Origin of the sequence: Enterococcus sp. 22-H-5-01, assembly GCF_050310005.1 — a bacterium.
GTDB classification, from domain to species: Bacteria; Bacillota; Bacilli; order Lactobacillales; family Enterococcaceae; genus Enterococcus_A; species Enterococcus_A hailinensis.
The window spans coordinates 1,353,063-1,371,138 of sequence record NZ_CP189993.1 but is presented as its reverse complement, the minus strand read 5'-3'; the positions used below and the strand labels follow the sequence as shown (position 1 = coordinate 1,371,138).

Genomic DNA, 18,076 nt, shown 5'->3' with positions numbered 1-18,076 from the left:
TTTACTAATGTAAAATGAAAGGGTATTCAAATATCTGTAGTTGTAATGATAAGGAGGAAGAACCGATGTCCAATGAAGTGAAAGTACCATTTTTTGTATTCAATCCTAAGTCATATTTATATGGTCAAGAATTATTGATACTAGCAAAAAAAGCTGATGAATTAGCAAAAAAATATCCAGAATATTCTATTCTGGTCACTGTACCATTTGCAGATATTCAGGCGATTTCGGCTGCCACTGATAAAATTATTGTAACCGCACAACATATGGATGGAATCACTCTTGGACGTGGAATGGGACACGTGTTACCAGAATCTATTTATCAAGCCGGTGCTCGAGGAGTATTTTTAAATCACGCAGAGCGACCATTATCCCTTGGTGAACTTGCTAAATCATTGGAACGGGCAAAAGAATTATCGATTAAAACTGTTGTTTGTGCAGATTCAATTGCAGAAGCACAAGCCATCGCGATCATGAAACCAGATGTGATTTTGTGTGAACCAACTGAATTGATTGGTACAGGGAAAACGAGTGGCAGTGAGTATATCAAGCAAACAAATCAAGCAGTTAAAGCCATTGATGAGACAATCTTAGTAATGCAAGCTGCAGGTATCAGTACTCCAAACGATGTCTATCAAACTATTATGTTAGGTGCTGACGGTACGGGGTGTACTAGTGGTATCACGAATGCAGAGTCTCCAATAGATATGCTGACTGAAATGATAGAAATGTTAGTAAAAGCCTATAAAGAAAAGGAGGGAGAATAGTATGAGTATCATTCATGACAGTCTTTCGTTAGAAACAGTAGCAGGAAAAGTAACTTATCTAGAGATCACTAGACAAGTAAAAGACAAAATTACTGAATCGGGTATTCGTGATGGTATGTGTGTGATCACAACGCCGCACACCACTTGCTCGGTTACTTTTGAAGAATTTGTTCATGATAAAGATTGGCGCGGCGATGAATTTTTACAAGTAGATCAAAATCGTATCTTGGAAAAACTTATTCCTCGCCAACAGACAGAATCAGATTATTTGTATCCAGGACCTAAACATGTAGAATTTTTAAAAGAATTAGCAGCTGAAGATCCTAATTATTTACCAGATCCTGTGTCGATATTAAATGCAGATGCTCATATCAAAGGCTCACTTTTTGGGGCGAGTGAGACAGTTATCATTAAAGAAGGCGAAATTTTGATTGGATCTGTTGGGTATATTTATTTCATCGATTGGGATCAAAATCGTGAGAGAACAAGAACCTGTCATTTGATGCTCATGGGAGAATAAAAGAGAACTTCAAGAATGACATTCTTGAAGTTCTCTTTTATTTATACTTATTTTTGCGGAAAGAAACGATTGATTTCTGTTTGAGCAGCTTCTTTGGAATCAGAAGCATGAACGATAGTTTTGGTCGATTCAATTGCAAAATCGCCTCGGATCGTTCCGGGCGCCGCCTCCAAGGCATTGGTCTTTCCAATCATCGTCCGAATCAAATGAATCACATTTTTTTGTTCAAGGATCATCAAAACAACAGGACCAGTCGTCATATAATCGACCAAGTTATCAAAAAAAGGTTCATTTTTTAAATGTGCGTAATGTTCTTTAACGATAGCTACAGATAAGGTTTCTAATGACATTTTTTTAATAATAAGTCCACGATCTTCAAAACGTTGAATAATTTTTCCCATCAACTTTCTTTGTACACCATCCGGTTTTATGATGACCAATGTTTGTTCCATGAAGAGTCCTCCTTTATATATTACTAGTAGTGAATAAAAAGCCTTGATGTTTTAACATCAAGGCTTTTTTAAGACTAGTATTACTTGTTTAAATTTTCCCATTTCCAATTTTCAACTTCTGGAATATCAATTCCTTCTGAACGAATATAATCATGATGGAATTGTAGCGTTTCATCCATTTTAGTTGAAAAGTCTTGCGCTCTCAAGCCATACACTGCATTGGCAGCATCTTGCGCTAGATGGAAGCGATCCATCTCACTGAAAACACGCATATCAAATGGAGTAGTAATATCACCGTTTTCACGATAACCATGAATATGCAGATTATGATTCGCGCGATCAAAGAAAATATCTTTGACCATTCCTTCATAACCATGGAAAGCAAAGACTACTGGTTTATCAGTAGTAAACAAGTCATTGAATTGGGCATCACTTAATCCGCGAGGATCTACATTTGGATGACGCAATTTTAATAAATCAACGACATTGATAAAACGAATTTTAAGCTCTGGATATTGTTTATTTAACAATGAGATTGCAGCTAAAGCTTCTAAGTTCGGTTCAGTACCAGCTGCTGCGATGACTACGTCAGGTTCTTCGCCATTATCTGTACTTGCCCAATCGATTACTTTCAAACCTTCTGCGACTAATTCTTCTGCTTCTTTTGCAGAGTAGAATTGTGGACGAGGTTGTTTGCTGGAAACGATCAAGTTAATTACTTGTTCATCTTGCATTGCTTTATCCATGACTGCCATCAAGCTATTCGCATCTGCTGGCAAGTATTCACGAATAAATTCAGGTTTTTTCTCAGCTAAATGAGTCAATACACCTGGATCTTGGTGTGTATAACCGTTGTGGTCTTGCTGGAAAACCGTAGATGTAGCCATAATATTCAAGGCTGGATATTTTTTACGCCAAGCATGTGCACTGGCTTTACGCATCCATTTGAAATGCTGTGTCAACATAGAATCAACAACGCGTAAAAATGATTCATAACTAGCGAAGAAACCATGACGGCCAGTTAAGACATAACCTTCTAAGAAACCTTCAGCTTGGTGTTCAGAAAGTTGTCCATCGATGACGCGACCAGCTGAAGATTGCCATTCATCATTACTATTTTTAGGTTCTAACCATTGACGATTTGTAACATCAAAGATTTTATTCAAACGATTTGATTTTGTTTCATCAGGACCAAAAATACGGAAATTGTCTGGATTTTCAGAAATCATATCTCGTGCTTGTTGGCCAAATACGATCATGTCTTGAGCAATCACTGCACCTGGTGTAGTGGTATCGATCGCATATTGTTTCCAGTCAGGCATCTTCATCGATTTAGGATTAATTCCGCCATTGGTGATAGGGTTAGTAGACATCCGTTTACTTCCCTTAGGTGATAATGCTCTTACTTCATCAGTAATTTTTCCAGCTGCGTCAAACAATTCATCAGGTCGATATGATTTTAACCAATTAACTAATTGATCGATATGTTCCATATGTTCAGAATCTACTGGAATCGGAACTTGGTGTGCTCTGAAAGTACCAGAAATTTGTTCGCCATCCCAAGTATCTGGACCAGTCCAGCCTTTTGGCGTACGGAAAATAATCACTGGCCAATGTGGCATAACTGCTTCATCAGCACTTGCTTTTCTAGCCTCTGTTTGAATTTTTTTGATTTCAGTGATAACCTCATCTAACGTTTTTGCCATCATTGGATGGACTTCTTTTGGATCTGTTCCTTCAACAAAATAAGGTTTCCAGCCAAGACCTTCAAAGTATTTTGTTAATTCTTCATCTGATTTACGAGATAAAATCGTTGGATTAGAGATTTTGCCACCATTTAAGTAAAGAATGGGTAAAACAGCTCCATCATTGACTGGATTGATAAATACATTAGAAAACCAACCAGCTGATAAAGGACCAGTTTCCGCTTCACCATCACCGACAACAGTTGCTGCAATCACATCTGGATTATCTAAAATAGCACCAGTTGCATGTGATAAGGCATAACCTAATTCTCCACCTTCGTGAATAGAACCGGGAGTTTCAGGAGCTGCATGGGAGGCGATACCACCTGGGAAAGAGAAAATTTTACATAGTTTTTTTAAGCCTTCTTCACTTTCTGGATATTCGGGATAAATTTCTGAGTAGCTACCATCGATAAAAGAATTAGAGACCATCACTTGGCCGCCATGACCAGGACCTTCAATATAAAACATATTTAAATCATATTTATTGATTGCGCGATTTAAATGAGCATAGACAAAGTTCTGACCAGCAATAGTTCCCCAATGACCAATTGGATGCGTTTTAACATCTTCTTTTTTGATTGGTCGTCTTAATAAGGGATTGTCTTTCAAATACATTTGAGCGACAGAAATATAGTTTGCAGCACGCCACCAAGCATCAACGGTATCTAAGTATTCTTTGGAATCATAATTGGTTTTCATGGTAAAACTCCTTTGTAGTAAATTTTACTTTTATTATTCTAGTACAATATACCTTTATCTTGTGAGTTTGTAAACTATTAAATAGAAAATAATTTAAAAGAATAGGAAATAGTAGTTTTACATTAGTGTTTTCCCTAATAAAAATGTGTTGTTCAGCATGTTTAACGACTTTTAAAAAATTAGTTTTTGCAAGCTAAATAGCACGATAAACAAATTACATCGGCTTGTTTATTGTGCTAAAATCTTATACATTTAGGAGTCTGTATAATTGTACGTTTGTTGAATTGTCCCGTCTTGCTTGTAAATCTTTACGGAAGATTGTTTATTTTTGGCGATTTCTTTGGCCCTTTCGATAGCAGGTTCTTTATTATCGAAAATATCGCTCGCTTGATCTGCACCATCAGAAATTACACTCCAATGGTCGTCTTCGTATTTTATCAATATATCTGCATTCATTAGTTTTTGAGCATTTTTATTTTTTTATGGGAGTCATTTTTTTGTGGATTTGCTGTTTGTTGAAAGGCTTTTTTTTCATCTCTCGAAGCATCTTTGTACCATTTTTCTGCTTGACTGATTGCAATAGGGATAGCTCGCTCGTCTGGGTAACCATCAATTAACAAGGCATTGGCGATATCGATTGCTTTTTTACGAATCAAAGGGTCTAAATTTTTCATTGAAACGGGGTAGTCATGCATATTCCAAGGCATTGAAAATTCCTCCTTAAGTATTCTAAGATAATTAAACCTTACTATGGAAGTCTTCGTTTTAAAATCGATCTGCTCAAAAAGTACCTTCATCGTTTATGAAGGTACAGCGTTAAATCACTATGATAAAGGCTAGTCTTTTCTGATTTTAGAGACATGTCGACTGTGACCACCAATTTTTTCAGCGAATTGATCGGATTCTTGTTTACTTTGGAATACCCAAAGTTTTTCAGGGTCTTTTTCACGGGTTCTTTGACCTTCTTTACCAATGTAACCATGTAGGACTTTGACAACATACATAAGATCACCTGCTTTTTTAGTTTGGCTTATAGTATACGAAATCCTAAAATGAAAGCAATTTATTTGCTTTAAGATTGTTTTTAATTGTGCATTTGCACAATTAATACTGTGAATCTAACAATTTTATTTATAAATGAAATCGGTAGAATGAAAACGTAAACAAAATTAAAGGAGATGATTCACATGCCGGACATTACAGTACCGTGGTATGCAGCAATTATTGGATTACTTTTCGCTATTTTTTTGATTTTAAAGAAAATGAATCCGGTTTATTCATTATTTTTAGGAGCAATTGTTGGGTGTTTATTGGGTGGTGCTTCATTAAGTGATACGGTCAATATTTTAGTTGCAGGAACCCAAAGTATCATGGGGACTGCTATTCGGGTGTTAGCAGCTGGAATGCTAGCTGGTGTTATGATGGAATCTGGAGCAGCAGAATCGATTGCTCATGCCATCGTAAAAAAATTAGGGGCCAACAAAGCAATTTTATCTTTGGCGTTGTCGACGATGATTATTACTGCAGTAGGTGTATTTATTCCAGTGGCTGTTTTGATCGTGGCGCCAATTGCGCTGTCTGTAGGAAGACAAACAGGTATTAGTAAACTGGCATTATTGACCGCGCTATCGGGTGGGGGAAAAGCAGGCAATATCATTTCACCAAATCCGAATACGATTGCTGCAGCTAATGGTTTCAAATTAGATTTGAGCAGTGTCATGATTGCCGGTTTTATTCCAGCTGTTTGTGGATTGATTACAGCAGTTGTGATCGCCAGTTTGATCAAGAAGAAAGGAATCATGGTTCAAGATAGTGATATCGAAGAAGGTAAAGAAAAACAATTGATGCCATTGAATAAAGCATTGATTGCACCTGTTTTATCAATTGTTTTGTTATTGATCAATCCGATTGGTACGATGCTGCATATCGAAGTTTTAGCTAAGCTAAAAATAGATGCTATGTATATTTTACCGTTTGCTTCAATCGTTGGAACTATCGCAATGGGACATGTCCATCAAATTAGAGAGTATTCTAAAGCAGGAATTTATCGAGTAACAGATACTGTGTTGATTTTAATCGGAGCAGGAGCAATTGCCGGTTTGATTTCTGTATCAGATCTTTCGAAACAAGTAGTTCATTTAATTTCAGTCGCTGGAATTTCAGGTACTTTCTTAGCGCCGATTTCTGGTATATTAATGGGCTTAGCTGTCGGTTCTACGTCAACTGCGGTCATATTAGCAACTGGATCTTTCGGCAATGCTATTTTAGCTACCGGAACAGCGCCATTAGCGGCAGCTGTAATGGTTCATACGGGTGCGACAGTGATCGATAGCGTACCACAGGGGAATTATTTTCATATTACAGCTAACAGCATGCACATGTCGATTAAGGAACGAATGAAAGTTATTCCATATGAATTTTGTGTGGGTGGCGTTATGACGATTGTAGCTACTATTTTATATGGTTTTATTTTGAAATAAGGAGAATTCATGATGGAAAAAACATTTGTATTAGCACCTGATTCTTTTAAAGAGAGTATGAGTGCAAAAAAAGCCTGTGAAGCAATGGAACGAGGCATTCATAAAGTAATGCCAGCAGCTAAAGTCATTCATGTTCCAATGGCGGATGGTGGTGAAGGAACTGTTGACGCATTGGTTGATGGAAGTGGCGGTGAACGAGTTGCTATTGAAGTATCTGGTCCGATACCAACAGAAAAAGTAGCAACTTACTATGGCTTGCTAGCGGATAAAAAGACTGCAGTCATGGAAATGGCTAAAGCGAATGGCATCGAGTTGTTATCAGAAAATAAAAGAAATCCTTTAATCACATCAACTTACGGGACAGGTGAAATGATCAAAGCTGCCTTAGACCAAGGTGTGGAGAGAATTATTATCGGTATTGGGGGCAGTGTGACCAATGATGGCGGTGCGGGAATGGCTCAGGCTTTGGGCGTTCATCTGCTAGACGAGCACGGGGATGAACTGTCTGTCGGCGGTGGTGCGCTTTCTAAATTAACATCGATTGATGTGGCTGATATTGATCCCCGTATCAAACAAACAGAAATCATTATTGCCAGTGATGTGACCAATCCGTTAGTGGGAGAAACTGGGGCATCAGTTGTATTCGGTCCGCAAAAAGGGGCAACACCAGAAATGGTCCAATTATTGGATGAAAATCTAACTCATTATGCGGAAGTTATTCAACAGGAATTAAAAATTAGTATCAAGGATCAACCAGGAGCTGGAGCAGCGGGTGGTTTAGGCGCAGGGTTGTTAGTCTTTACCCATGCTAGTATGCGTTCGGGAATTGATTTGGTCATTGAACTAACGAAGTTGACTGAGAAAATCGCACAAGCAGATTATGTTTTCACTGGTGAAGGTGGCATGGACTTTCAAACAAAATTTGGTAAAGCCCCTTACGGAGTTGCAAAGGTAGCTAAGACATTTGAAAAACCAGTCTTTGCATGTGCCGGTTATATCGGCGAACAAGTCGAAGTCCTTTATGACGAAGGAATGACTGCGATTTTTGGTATTTTAGCTAAGGCAAGTTCACTGGAAGAAGCATTGAAAGATGGTGAGAGCAATTTGGAACGGACGGTTGAAAATATTGTCCGTGTACTGAATGCTTGAGCGATTCAATGGGCTATGAAATGGGTTACAATAAAAGAAAGTAAATCATTTTCATAGGATGGGTAAACAATGAGTAATTTATTGACAACAGAGCAAGCCAACTTAATTGTCAAAAAGTTGATGGCAGATATCCCTTACAATATTAATATTATGAATGAGCATGGATATATTATTGCTAGCGGTAAAAACCACCGAATCGGGGAGCGTCACCGTGGAGCGGAGCGTGCAATCAAACAGAAAGCTATGGTCGAGATTTTTAAAGATACGTCTTTGGAAAAACGTGGGACGAATGAACCCATTATTTTGAATGGCGAATTATTGGGAGTAGTGGGAATTTCGGGCGATCCAGCAGAGGTACGACCTTTTACGAAATTAGTCAAATCAATTGTTTTACTATTAATAGAAGAATTGAACGAATTCAGCAAGAAAGAAAAAAAGAAACAACAGCGGACAGATTTTATAAAAGATCTTTTTTTAGCGGAAGGTACTTACGGTGAAGAACTAGAAAGACGATCTTTAGAAAATTATGGTATCAATTTATTACGACCCAATCGCTGTGTTTTGGCAACAGAACAACAAATTTTAAGAACGCTTTTTCCTTTAAATGAACTTTTTGAATGGCGAAAAAAGTTTTTGATTTTTATTGATGCAGAAGTTGAAGTAAAGACTCAATCTACTAAAATTATTGTCAGTTCCGATAGCTTAAATTTAAGTCGTTCTATGAGAGACGTCGAAAATACTTTTTTATATTTACAATTTTCTCAGATACCTTTTGATCATACTTTTTTTACTGAGGATGTTTACTTTGCCCATTTGTTTGATTTTCCCATTGAACTTGATCAAGTACTGTTAAAAAAGGTCAATGCTATCTATGATGAATATTATGAAACGATTGTTTCTTTTGCTAATAACAGTACGAATGTCAAAGCCGGGGCTGATCAGTTACAAATCCATCGTAATACATTGAACTATCGAATCGAGCGTATTCATAAATTAACTCAAAAAGATCCTCGAAGCTGGTCTGCTTTATGGACACTGATGTATCATTTTGCCTATTGTTTCAAACAAAGAAATTAAAAAATAAGGCTATCTCATTAAGAGGATAGCCTTATTTTTGTCTTTTATTTTTCTAAAAGTGCTTGTGCATTTTTGTAAAAAAGTAAATCTTTTTCTTCAGATGAAAGTAAGGAAGTCTCTTCGATTTTTTGCGCCATATTTTGAATCGTTTTCGCTGGTGTATAAGGGAAATCAGCGCCGTAAAGCAATTGATCGGGTGATACGGTTGGTTAAGCTGCAGTAGCTAAATCAAGGTTCTTTTCATTAAAGGTATTTCCGTGTTCTAAATCACCATATTTATATCCACGTTTGAACCAATCGACACGTTGCTGACTCGTACCGTGAGTAAAGCTGTCAGGTACAACATAGCCTTGATATTCTTTTTGCAAGGTGTCATCCCCAATAGCGTTAGCAGCGGTAAATGCTTCTTCAATATCACCTTCTTCTAAAATTGGCTGACCTTGATAGGTTTGACCAGCTAAATATTTAGAGTTACAACCAGCTAAATAATCTGCTTGTAACTCTAAACGAACACTATATTGATTGTACTCGGTTTCTGATACTCTTTTCCGAATTTTGTCTAATTGTTCGGTGATTCCTAATTGATTTTGAACATGATGTCCTACCTCATGAGCGATGACATAAGCCATGGCGTAATCACCAGTCGCACCATATTTCGTTGATAATTCCTCAGCAAAACTCAAATCTAAATATACGTTTTGATCCGCAGGACAATAAAAGGGTCCTACTTGGGAAGTTGACTGTCCACAAGCTGAATTGACACTGTCAGTAAATAAAACAAGTTTAGGATTTTGATAGGTTTCATTTCGTGACTCAAATTCCTGATTCCAATAATCCTCTAGGTGTGCAAAAACAACCGCTGCAAATTCTTTTTGTTCGGTATATTCTTTTGAAGTAACATTTTCGGTTTCGTACGATGCAGGAGTGATTCCCCCACCTAAAGTATCAGTTACAGTGCTCAGATCACCACCTGAGATAAAAAAGAAAATAACTGCAATCAAAATGACACCCAATCCGCCGCCAGTCGCAATTTTCCCCATCGGTCGACTGTTACTTCCTGAACGGTCTTCTACATTCGTACTTTGTCGATCTCCTCGCCAACGTATCCCGTTTCCCCCTTTTTCTTTTACTCTAATTTTACGTGATAATGGAAGCAGAACCCAAGAATATGCTTTTCAAATTTGATAACGCTCCCTCTAATTTGTTGAAAACGAGGATATTTGTACTTAAATAAATGCTTTTCTACTATAAATAAAATAAAAATAACATTTTTTTCAATTTTATTCGAATTATTTTGATAGTTTAATGAGTATACAAAAACCATAATCGAATAAAAACAATATTGAAATATAACTGTAACATTTCTTTTATCTGTGTGATATATGCTTATGATAGAATTAATTCTGACATTATGAGAGAAATCATTTTAAATTTATATATTAGCCGGAGGAAATAATTAGTGAAAAAGAGTTTACTATCAGCATTGTTGGTATGCACAATCGCTGTATCAGCAGTCCCGAATATTGCATTAGCAGATACTTATGATCAACAGATTCAAGAAAAAGATCAAAAAATCAGCGAATTACAAGGAAAACAATCCGACGTTCAGACACAAATCAATGATTTGACAAATGAAATTGCTACTGTAAGTGATCAAGTCAAAACTTTAGAAGCGAAACAAGATCAATTAAATCAAGACACAATGAAATTGCAAGATAAAATTGCTGTTTTAAAAGTTCGTATCGCCAAACGTAATGAAGTAATCAAAAGCCAAGCTCGCGATACACAAGTTAAAGGACAAGCCTCTAACTATGTTTCAGCCGTTTTAGAAGCGGATTCATTATCAGATGTTGTTGGTCGTGTGCAAGCAATGTCTACAATGGTAAAAGCTAACCATTCATTGATGGAACAGCAAAAAGCAGATGAAAAATCGGTAGAACAAAAAGTGAAAGATAATGAAGCAAAAGTAGCTGAAGTAAAAGCCAACCAAGCTGAATTAGAAACACAAAAAAATGAAATCGCCAATAAACAAGCTGAGTTGAATGTTGTCAAAGCTAATTATGCTGCAGAACAAGCAACAGCAGAACAAGATAAGTCTAAGTTGAAGAAACAACAAGAAGCAGCAAAAGCTGAACAAGCTCGTATCTTGAAACAACAGCAAGAAGCCGAAAAAGCACGCAAAGCAGAAGAAGCACGCCAAGCAAAAGAAGCCGCAAAAGCTCAAAAAGCCTTTGAAGCAGCTCAAGCCAAAGCCGCAGCTGAAGCAGCAAAAGAAGCAGCTACTGAAGCATCTTCAACATCAAGCAAAACAGAAGAAAGCTCGTCTACTTCAGCAATTACGACAGAAGAGACTTCTACATCATCTTCAGTTGCAACTACAACTGAAACGTCAACAGTGGAGACATCATCTACTACTGACAATAGTGTATCAACGCCTGTTTCAAAACCAAGTACTGGCGGAAAAGTTGATCATACAAGCGAAGGTAATATGTACGCTGTTGGTCAATGTACATGGTATGTAAAAAATGTTGCACCATGGGCTGGAACTTATTGGGGAAATGGTTGTCAATGGGGCGCATCAGCAGCAGCTGATGGTTTCCAAGTAGATAGTACGCCAGCTGCTGGCGCAATCGTTAGTTTTGCACAAGGTCAATCAGTTGGTACTTGGAATGCAGATTCTACTTATGGCCACGTAGCATATGTACAATCATATAATGCATCAAATAATACGATCACGATCACACAAGGCGGTATGGGCTTCTCATCTCCGACTGGACCTAATACTGCAACACTAAGTGCAGCAGGCTTAACATATATCCACCCATAATCAAATAAAGTTAAAGCTTCCGATTTTATCGGAAGCTTTTTTATTTACGAATCAATTACAGTTAATAGCAAAACTATCAAAACAAATTGTTTTAGGTATAATGGTTGAGTATGGATTTTTACATAGAAAGGAAATACACGATTCATGTCAAAACTTTCTGATTACATAAAAGATGAATTAATTGAAACTAATAACAATAAAAATACAACGCTAGACTATTTAGTCGCACAAAATGATGGAATGTTATTTAGCCAAGAGCAATTAAGAGCGATTCAATTTCCAATGCAAACTCATTTACGGATTATTGCTGGAGCGGGTAGCGGAAAAACGCAAACGATTTGTGCCAAAGCAGCCTATCTTATTTTAGAAAAAAAGATTGATCCCCAAAAAATTATGATGTGTACGTTCTCTCGTAAAGCTAAATTAGAGATGGAAGTACGAGTGAATCGTTATCTTGGCGGTAATGCCCGAATGAAAGTTCAAACATTTCATGGTTGGTTCAATCTCGAATACAATGAGTTGATTCGAAAAAATCCAGCATTGCGACAATGGGGGATTTCGGGTTCGATAGACGAAGATCAATATTATCAAACGGTCAATCAATTGATAAAAAAATATCGATTGTATAATTTTGATAAATTTGAAGAACGCACGATCAGTTCGCGAATCAGTTATTGGCGTAATATGGGGTATTCTGATCTAGAAATGGTTCAATTTGTTGCTAAATATTTTAATAAAGAGGATTTACTACCTAATCAAACGTTGAGTGAAGTGTTTCAACAATTTTTAACAGAGTTATCAGTGATCAAACAACAACAGCAATTTATAAACTTTGATGATATGTTGTTCAATTTGAAAATCATTTTAGAAAATGATGCTGCGGCACGAAAAGTACTGCAAGCAAAATATCAGTATATTTTTATTGATGAATTTCAAGATATCAATCCATTACAAAAACAAATTGTAGCTTTGGTTTGTCCACCAGATAAAAATCGTTCCTCAAAAAATAGCAGTAAATTGATCATCGTAGGAGATGACGATCAGAGTATTTATTATTTTCGTGGGGCAGAACCTAAATATATCCAACTATTTGAAGAAGAATACCAACAAACCTCGTTGAAATTAATGACTAATTACCGCTCGGAAGCTCCGATCGTTAATGCGGGCAATCAGTTGATCAAACACAATGAACACGATCGCTTAGAAAAAACGATGACAGCTGCAAAAACAGCTGCAAATCATGATTGTTATAGTATCTGTTTTCCAGATGATGAGGAGGAGGCGGCGTGGATTGGAAGAAAAATCCAAGCATTAGCAAAGGCTGATCCATTAAAAGATGGCAAACCAGATTATCGAGACACGATGGTTCTTTATCCTACACGAGTTCAGTTGCGATCATTGCTAAAACAATTGGAAAAGCAAAAAATTCCTTTCGTAACGCCTTCAAATGATGATCTATTGGGGATATTCGGGTTGCCGTTGTTCAAAAATTTATTTCAGCAGCTACAGCAAATGGCTGAGGCAACGACGGCTGTACAAAAAAATACGGCTTTAAAAAAGATTATTCAACAATATGCTTTTTTTCATTTTATTAAGTTTGGAACGAGTACAAAATTCAGCGAAGAACTATTCAGTCAAAATAAATTTAAAATCAATGATTTAGTGGCTTTTTTAGTCAAGGAAAAGAATATCTCGTTACCTGTACAAGCATCAGCTAAAGCATTTTTCAAACAAGTGTACCTGTTCTACCAACGAAAAGAATTAGATTTAGCTCCAGTAGCACAAGCATTACTTTCTACACCGAAATTCAAAAAAGACTTGAGTGAAGAAGAAGCCGACTGGCTATCAAAAGAATTACTAGCTGCGGCCAATTGGGCTGGCTTAATGGAGGCCTTCAAACAAGCGAGTCAGCAAAATCAAGGAATGAAGCGTCGACTAAAAGAGTATGATCAGGACAAATTGAATGCAGTGTATTTATTATCGATTCATTCCAGTAAAGGATTAGGAAAGAAAAATATTTTTCTTAAAGGCGTGTATCAAGATGCTTTGCCTAATCACCACACTGTAAAAAAGGCAAGTTGCCAACTTCAACAAGCAAAAGAACAAGCCGCACCGCCAACAACAATGGAAGAACAGCGGCGTTTAATGTATGTGGCTATCACGCGTGCCAAAGAAAATCTATATGTCACCTTTCCACAAACGATCAATAACAAAGCAGTTGATCCCTCACCATTTATTAAAGAAGCCGGTCTGATAACTAAAAAATATCAAAAATCCGTTGAGGAAAAGGAGGTTTGATACAAATGAAAACAGAAATTGGCAATGAAATTTATTTGAGAGCTGCTAGTTGTTACGTTCGAATGAATGTCTTTGTGATCGAACGTCATTTGGCAATCGCTGATGAGTTTGATGATCAAGATACTGCCGAAACAATCTATAGCGTTGTTTTTGATGAGCTAACACCTGTAGCAACTGCTCGTTTACTGATTGAAAATGAAAAAACGGTTCGAATCGGCCGGGTCGCAACATTAAACGAGTATCGAGGGAAAAATCTTGGGCGCGAAGTAGTCTCAGGCTTAGAGGCTTTTGCTATTGAACAAGGCTATCAAAGAAGTCTTGTCCATGCGGAATTAACAGCTGAACTATTTTATCAAAAAATGGGCTATAGTCGGGTCGGAGAGCCTTACGATGAAGATGGAGTCGACTGTGTTACATTGACTAAAGCTTTTTAAAAAGGAGCATATATTGATGAAATTATCAGAACAGGCAGTTATTCATTTTCAAAAAGGGCTCAATTGTTGCCAGGCGATCAACTGCAGCTATCGAGAATCTATGGGTATTAATGAACAACAAGCGATTGTTCTTGGAGAAAATTATGGTGGTGGTCTTTATAAAGGTATCTGCGGAGCATTGGCAGGGAACTTTATCGTGATCAATCATCTTGTTCAGCAAGTCGATCAAATGGATCCAGCTATAAGTCAAAGTACTAAAACAGAACAACTATTCAAAAAAATGAGACAAGATTTTGAAAGGGATCATGGTTCTATCTATTGTGAGCAACTTTTAGGTAAAAAGAATTGTGAATGTTATGTTCGAACGGCGGCCCGCATACTGGAGCAGTCTTTTGAAGAGTTGGACGAGGCCCTCTTTTGAGCGCTTCGTTTTTTTGATATTTAGAGTAGATAGTTGCCCAAAATTAACTGACGTAGTAAGGTAAAAGAAGAAAAACGTGGGAGGAAATACAATGAAAAACACTGAGTTTGCGATAGAAATGTTGGATCGTGCGCAAGAACGTTTTGAAGAAACCTTGACACAATTGACCATAGAAGAAGCCAATAAAATGCCAGAACCACTGATCAAATCAGTTGCTTGGTTGATGTGGCATACAGCGCGGGAAATTGATTTACAAATTTCAGACCTTAACCAAAGTGAACCGCTTTGGACAAGTGAAGGTTGGACGAAAAAATTTGCTTTAGACTTGCCTGATGATACTCAGGATTGGCAGCATACGCCGGAGGAAGCAGCAAAAGTTGTAGTCGAAGATTATCAATTGCTTAAAGATTATTTGGCCGATAGTATTACATTTACTAAGAATTATTTGAAAGAATTACCTGAAGAAAAATTAAGCGACATTATTGACACGAATTGGACACCGCCTGTTACTCGTCAAGACAGAATCATTTCGGTCATAGATGATGCTACGATGCATTCTGGTCAAGCTGTCTATACTAGAAGATTAGTGATTGGAAAATAAAGACAAATAGACTTAGTCTTTTTACTAAGTCTATTTTTTCTTTTTAACTATTTACTAGAGCCTGTCAGGGATATGTGGTACATTGAGTCAGTAGAAAAATAGAACTTTTGAATAGGAGATTTTGTAAATAATGAGAAATATCAAATTTACCATTGAGTACGATGGTAAACGTTATTTAGGCTGGCAACGATTAGGCGATTCAGAAAAAACGATCCAAGGTAAAATTGAAAGTGTCATTACTCAAATGACGACAGAAAAAATTGAAATCATTGGATCAGGTAGAACTGATGCCGGCACCCATGCTCTTGGTCAAGTGGCTAACTTTAAGACAAACTCAGAAATGTCGTTAAATGATATGTTGAGTTTTTTCAATCGTTATCTACCAAGTGATATCGTAGTAAAAAAAGTCGAAGAAATGCCCGAACGTTTCCACGCACGTTACAATGTCAAAGGAAAACAATATAGCTATTACGTTTGGAACAATCCGATTCCAACTGCCTTTGAACGTTATCATAGTTTTTATTTCCCGCAAAAATTAGATATTGCTAAAATGAATGAAGCCTGCGAGAAATTAGAAGGTACGCACGATTTTATTGGTTTTTCGGCCTTGAAAAAAAGTAAAAAATCAACCACTCGAACCATTGATTCGATTACCATTGAACAAGAAGGGAATATGCTGCATTTTACTTTTGTCGGAAATGGATTCTTACATAAGATGGTCCGGATCTTAATGGGCACGATTTTAGAAATTGGTGCTGGAAAATTACCAGTGACAATCATCGATGAAGTATTGGAACAAAAGGTTCGTGAAGCTGCGGGAGAAACTGCACCTGCACAAGGTTTATTCTTGGATGAAGTCTATTATTAAAAAGAAGCTGTAGCAAAAGTAGAAAACACTTTCGCTACAGCTTCTTTTTAACTTCTTAGACCGCGTCCGCGATCAATCAAATACCAGCAAACACTGTAAAGTACCGCAATGAATAAAACTAAAATACTCATTGAAACTACGATCGAGACATCCATCACGCCAAGAAAACCATAACGGAAACCAGAGATCATATAAACGATCGGATTGATTTTTGAGACAGCTTGCCAAAACGGTGGCAACATCGAAATCGCATAGAAGACGCCGCCAAGATAGGTCAACGGTTGTAAAACAAATGTTGGAACAATCGAGACATCATCAAAAGATTGGGCAAAAATTCCATTTAATAGTCCAGCCAATGAAAATAAAATCGCCGTCATCAACAAGGTTATCACGACGATTCCCCAAGAAAAGACGTGTAAGGGCACAAAAAGTAATGAAATGATTGTGACCAAAGCGCTGACTAAAATACTGCGACCGACACCGCCAGCAACGAAGCCCCAAATAATGATATGAGTTGGAACTGGTGCCACTAATAGTTCTTCGATATTCTTTTGGAATTTTTGTGAGAAAAACGAAGAAGAAACATTCGCATAAGAACTAGTGATCGAAGACATCATGATCAAACCAGGGACGATAAATTGCATATAAGAAAAACCAGCCATGTCTCCGATCCGGCCGCCAATTAAATTACCAAAGATGACAAAATATAAAGAGGTCGTAATGACTGGGGGCACCAAAGTTTGAACCCAGATTCTTAAATACCGATTTGTTTCCTTTGCTGCTAAACTTTTTAACGCAGTGAAATATAAATTAAACATGGTTTTCCTCCGTGATTTTTAGGAATAGTTCTTCTAAGCGATTTGATTTATTGCGCATCGATAGTACTTTGATTCCTTGTTTTGTCAGTTGTTCAAACAAATCATTGATTCCTTGATCACGTACTACTTCAACTTCTAAAGTTTGGACGTCAGTAAACGTATGTTTGAACCCAGTGATAGTCGGTTGAGTTTGATATGGTTCTAGATCAAAAATAAACGTTTCAAATTGAAGCTTGGCTAAGAGTGATTTCATACTTGTATTTTCAATCAATTCACCAGATTGTATGATCCCAATGTTTCGGCATAACATCTCGGCTTCTTCCAAATAATGTGTCGTCAAAATGATCGTGGTTCCTTGCTCATTCAGCTCGCGCAAAAACGTCCACATCTCACGACGTAATTCAATATCGACACCGGCTGTGGGTTCATCTAAAATCAATAATTTTGGTTCGTGCATCAATGCTCGCGCAATCATTAAGCGGCGCTTCATTCCGCCAGAAAGCATACGGGCACGAACGTTGCGTTTTTCCCATAAATTAGATTGCTTCAAATATTTTTCACTGCGAATCAAGGCTTCCTTTTTGGAAACCCCATAGTAGCCGGCTTGATTGACGACGATTTGTTGTACAGTTTCGAAAGGATTGAAATTGAATTCCTGAGGGACCAAACCAATCTGTTGTTTAGCACTGACTAAATCAGTATCAAGATCGTAATCAAAAACGTTTACTTTTCCTGAAGTTTTATTGACCAATGAAGTAATGATCCCAATTGTTGTTGATTTTCCAGCACCATTTGGTCCAAGCAATGCATAGAAGTCGCCTTCTTCAACGATTAGGTCAATACCTTTAAGTGCTTCGACACCAGTGGCATACTTTTTTCTTAAATCTTTTATTTCTAGAGCGTGTGTCATGAACAGT

At 37.2% G+C, this 18,076-nt stretch carries 18 protein-coding genes and 1 pseudogene; 11 read left to right on the top strand and 8 right to left on the bottom strand.

Annotated elements, in window-relative coordinates; genetic code table 11:
• Positions 1-65 precede the first annotated feature (65 nt).
• Together ACQKTA_RS07035 and ACQKTA_RS07030 are read left to right on the top strand one after the other, a co-directional pair.
• A complete protein-coding gene (locus tag ACQKTA_RS07035) occupies positions 66-767 on the top strand; it encodes a triose-phosphate isomerase (protein WP_427813254.1) in 702 nt (233 codons plus the stop codon).
• A 1-nt stretch (position 768) separates the two neighbouring features.
• On the top strand, positions 769-1,287 hold the full coding sequence (locus ACQKTA_RS07030) for a YjbQ family protein (RefSeq protein ID WP_332580971.1): 519 nt from the start codon (positions 769-771) through the stop codon (positions 1,285-1,287).
• A gap of 47 nt (positions 1,288-1,334) precedes the next feature.
• Here ACQKTA_RS07030 and ndk read toward each other — a convergent pair whose 3' ends face one another.
• From ndk to ACQKTA_RS07010, 4 genes and pseudogenes are all read right to left on the bottom strand, one after another.
• The gene (gene ndk, locus ACQKTA_RS07025; protein WP_427813253.1) at positions 1,335-1,739 is read right to left on the bottom strand and encodes a nucleoside-diphosphate kinase; all 405 of its coding nucleotides are present in this window, start codon (positions 1,737-1,739) and stop codon (positions 1,335-1,337) included.
• An 80-nt stretch (positions 1,740-1,819) separates the two neighbouring features.
• Positions 1,820-4,186 (bottom strand): phosphoketolase family protein, encoded by a 2,367-nt coding sequence (locus ACQKTA_RS07020; protein ID WP_427813252.1) that lies wholly within the window; start codon positions 4,184-4,186, stop codon positions 1,820-1,822.
• 252 nt (positions 4,187-4,438) lie between these two features.
• A pseudogene (locus ACQKTA_RS07015) lies at positions 4,439-4,893 on the bottom strand (DUF2188 domain-containing protein).
• A 129-nt stretch (positions 4,894-5,022) separates the two neighbouring features.
• Positions 5,023-5,190 carry a hypothetical protein gene (locus tag ACQKTA_RS07010; RefSeq protein WP_169818192.1) on the bottom strand — a complete coding sequence of 56 codons (168 nt, stop codon included), beginning with the start codon at positions 5,188-5,190 and terminating at the stop codon, positions 5,023-5,025.
• 183 nt (positions 5,191-5,373) lie between these two features.
• Here ACQKTA_RS07010 and ACQKTA_RS07005 point away from each other — a divergent pair, with 183 nt between their 5' ends.
• The 3 genes from ACQKTA_RS07005 to ACQKTA_RS06995 all read left to right on the top strand — a co-directional run bounded on the left by ACQKTA_RS07005 (position 5,374) and on the right by ACQKTA_RS06995 (position 8,892).
• Positions 5,374-6,666, top strand: a complete 1,293-nt coding sequence (locus tag ACQKTA_RS07005; protein WP_332580967.1) for a GntP family permease — start codon at positions 5,374-5,376, stop codon at positions 6,664-6,666.
• Positions 6,667-6,678: 12 nt separating this feature from the next.
• Positions 6,679-7,815, top strand: a complete 1,137-nt coding sequence (locus ACQKTA_RS07000; protein ID WP_427813251.1) for a glycerate kinase — start codon at positions 6,679-6,681, stop codon at positions 7,813-7,815.
• A gap of 69 nt (positions 7,816-7,884) precedes the next feature.
• Positions 7,885-8,892: a CdaR family transcriptional regulator gene (locus ACQKTA_RS06995; protein ID WP_332580965.1), complete on the top strand. Its 1,008-nt coding sequence runs from the start codon at positions 7,885-7,887 to the stop codon at positions 8,890-8,892.
• A gap of 44 nt (positions 8,893-8,936) precedes the next feature.
• Here the strand turns inward: ACQKTA_RS06995 and ACQKTA_RS06990 are convergent, their stop codons facing one another.
• Positions 8,937-9,080: a hypothetical protein gene (locus ACQKTA_RS06990; RefSeq protein WP_427813250.1), complete on the bottom strand. Its 144-nt coding sequence runs from the start codon at positions 9,078-9,080 to the stop codon at positions 8,937-8,939.
• A gap of 21 nt (positions 9,081-9,101) precedes the next feature.
• Positions 9,102-9,998 carry a KPN_02809 family neutral zinc metallopeptidase gene (gene ypfJ, locus ACQKTA_RS06985; protein WP_427814523.1) on the bottom strand — a complete coding sequence of 299 codons (897 nt, stop codon included), beginning with the start codon at positions 9,996-9,998 and terminating at the stop codon, positions 9,102-9,104.
• Between the two features lie 353 nt (positions 9,999-10,351).
• Between ypfJ and ACQKTA_RS06980 the strand changes: the two genes are divergently transcribed.
• From ACQKTA_RS06980 to truA, 6 genes are all read left to right on the top strand, one after another.
• Entirely contained in the window at positions 10,352-11,719 is a 1,368-nt protein-coding gene (locus ACQKTA_RS06980; protein WP_427813249.1) for a CHAP domain-containing protein, read from the top strand.
• Between the two features lie 144 nt (positions 11,720-11,863).
• A complete protein-coding gene (locus ACQKTA_RS06975) occupies positions 11,864-14,017 on the top strand; it encodes an ATP-dependent helicase (RefSeq protein WP_427813248.1) in 2,154 nt (717 codons plus the stop codon).
• Between the two features lie 5 nt (positions 14,018-14,022).
• Complete coding sequence (locus ACQKTA_RS06970; protein ID WP_427813247.1) at positions 14,023-14,451, top strand: GNAT family N-acetyltransferase; 429 nt, start codon at positions 14,023-14,025, stop codon at positions 14,449-14,451.
• 16 nt (positions 14,452-14,467) lie between these two features.
• Positions 14,468-14,872, top strand: coding sequence for a C-GCAxxG-C-C family protein (locus ACQKTA_RS06965; protein ID WP_427813246.1), 405 nt, complete (start codon positions 14,468-14,470; stop codon positions 14,870-14,872).
• Between the two features lie 91 nt (positions 14,873-14,963).
• Positions 14,964-15,473 (top strand): DinB family protein, encoded by a 510-nt coding sequence (locus ACQKTA_RS06960; RefSeq protein ID WP_427813245.1) that lies wholly within the window; start codon positions 14,964-14,966, stop codon positions 15,471-15,473.
• A 130-nt stretch (positions 15,474-15,603) separates the two neighbouring features.
• Positions 15,604-16,341: a tRNA pseudouridine(38-40) synthase TruA gene (truA, locus tag ACQKTA_RS06955; protein ID WP_427813244.1), complete on the top strand. Its 738-nt coding sequence runs from the start codon at positions 15,604-15,606 to the stop codon at positions 16,339-16,341.
• 47 nt (positions 16,342-16,388) lie between these two features.
• On the opposite strand, the gene ACQKTA_RS06950 is transcribed toward truA, so the two are convergent.
• The gene (locus ACQKTA_RS06950) at positions 16,389-17,159 is read right to left on the bottom strand and encodes an ABC transporter permease (protein WP_071857762.1); all 771 of its coding nucleotides are present in this window, start codon (positions 17,157-17,159) and stop codon (positions 16,389-16,391) included.
• The gene (locus ACQKTA_RS06945) at positions 17,152-18,069 is read right to left on the bottom strand and encodes an ABC transporter ATP-binding protein (RefSeq protein ID WP_332581543.1); all 918 of its coding nucleotides are present in this window, start codon (positions 18,067-18,069) and stop codon (positions 17,152-17,154) included. The genes ACQKTA_RS06950 and ACQKTA_RS06945 overlap by 8 nt, the downstream gene beginning before the upstream one ends.
• Between the last annotated feature and the right edge of the window lie 7 nt (positions 18,070-18,076).

What these genes read in the sequence shown, in the direction of transcription:
- ndk (WP_427813253.1), bottom strand. Translation starts at nt 1,739, where the DNA reads ATGGAACAAACATTGGTCATCATAAAACCGGATGGTGTACAAAGAAAG.
- ACQKTA_RS07035 (WP_427813254.1), top strand. Translation starts at nt 66, where the DNA reads ATGTCCAATGAAGTGAAAGTACCATTTTTTGTATTCAATCCTAAGTCA.
- ACQKTA_RS06970 (WP_427813247.1), top strand. Translation starts at nt 14,023, where the DNA reads ATGAAAACAGAAATTGGCAATGAAATTTATTTGAGAGCTGCTAGTTGT.
- ACQKTA_RS07010 (WP_169818192.1), bottom strand. Translation starts at nt 5,190, where the DNA reads ATGTATGTTGTCAAAGTCCTACATGGTTACATTGGTAAAGAAGGTCAA.
- ACQKTA_RS06965 (WP_427813246.1), top strand. Translation starts at nt 14,468, where the DNA reads ATGAAATTATCAGAACAGGCAGTTATTCATTTTCAAAAAGGGCTCAAT.
- truA (WP_427813244.1), top strand. Translation starts at nt 15,604, where the DNA reads ATGAGAAATATCAAATTTACCATTGAGTACGATGGTAAACGTTATTTA.
- ACQKTA_RS07020 (WP_427813252.1), bottom strand. Translation starts at nt 4,186, where the DNA reads ATGAAAACCAATTATGATTCCAAAGAATACTTAGATACCGTTGATGCT.
- ACQKTA_RS07030 (WP_332580971.1), top strand. Translation starts at nt 769, where the DNA reads ATGAGTATCATTCATGACAGTCTTTCGTTAGAAACAGTAGCAGGAAAA.
- ACQKTA_RS06950 (WP_071857762.1), bottom strand. Translation starts at nt 17,159, where the DNA reads ATGTTTAATTTATATTTCACTGCGTTAAAAAGTTTAGCAGCAAAGGAA.
- ACQKTA_RS06975 (WP_427813248.1), top strand. Translation starts at nt 11,864, where the DNA reads ATGTCAAAACTTTCTGATTACATAAAAGATGAATTAATTGAAACTAAT.
- ACQKTA_RS06960 (WP_427813245.1), top strand. Translation starts at nt 14,964, where the DNA reads ATGAAAAACACTGAGTTTGCGATAGAAATGTTGGATCGTGCGCAAGAA.
- ACQKTA_RS07000 (WP_427813251.1), top strand. Translation starts at nt 6,679, where the DNA reads ATGGAAAAAACATTTGTATTAGCACCTGATTCTTTTAAAGAGAGTATG.
- ACQKTA_RS07005 (WP_332580967.1), top strand. Translation starts at nt 5,374, where the DNA reads ATGCCGGACATTACAGTACCGTGGTATGCAGCAATTATTGGATTACTT.
- ACQKTA_RS06995 (WP_332580965.1), top strand. Translation starts at nt 7,885, where the DNA reads ATGAGTAATTTATTGACAACAGAGCAAGCCAACTTAATTGTCAAAAAG.
- ACQKTA_RS06945 (WP_332581543.1), bottom strand. Translation starts at nt 18,069, where the DNA reads ATGACACACGCTCTAGAAATAAAAGATTTAAGAAAAAAGTATGCCACT.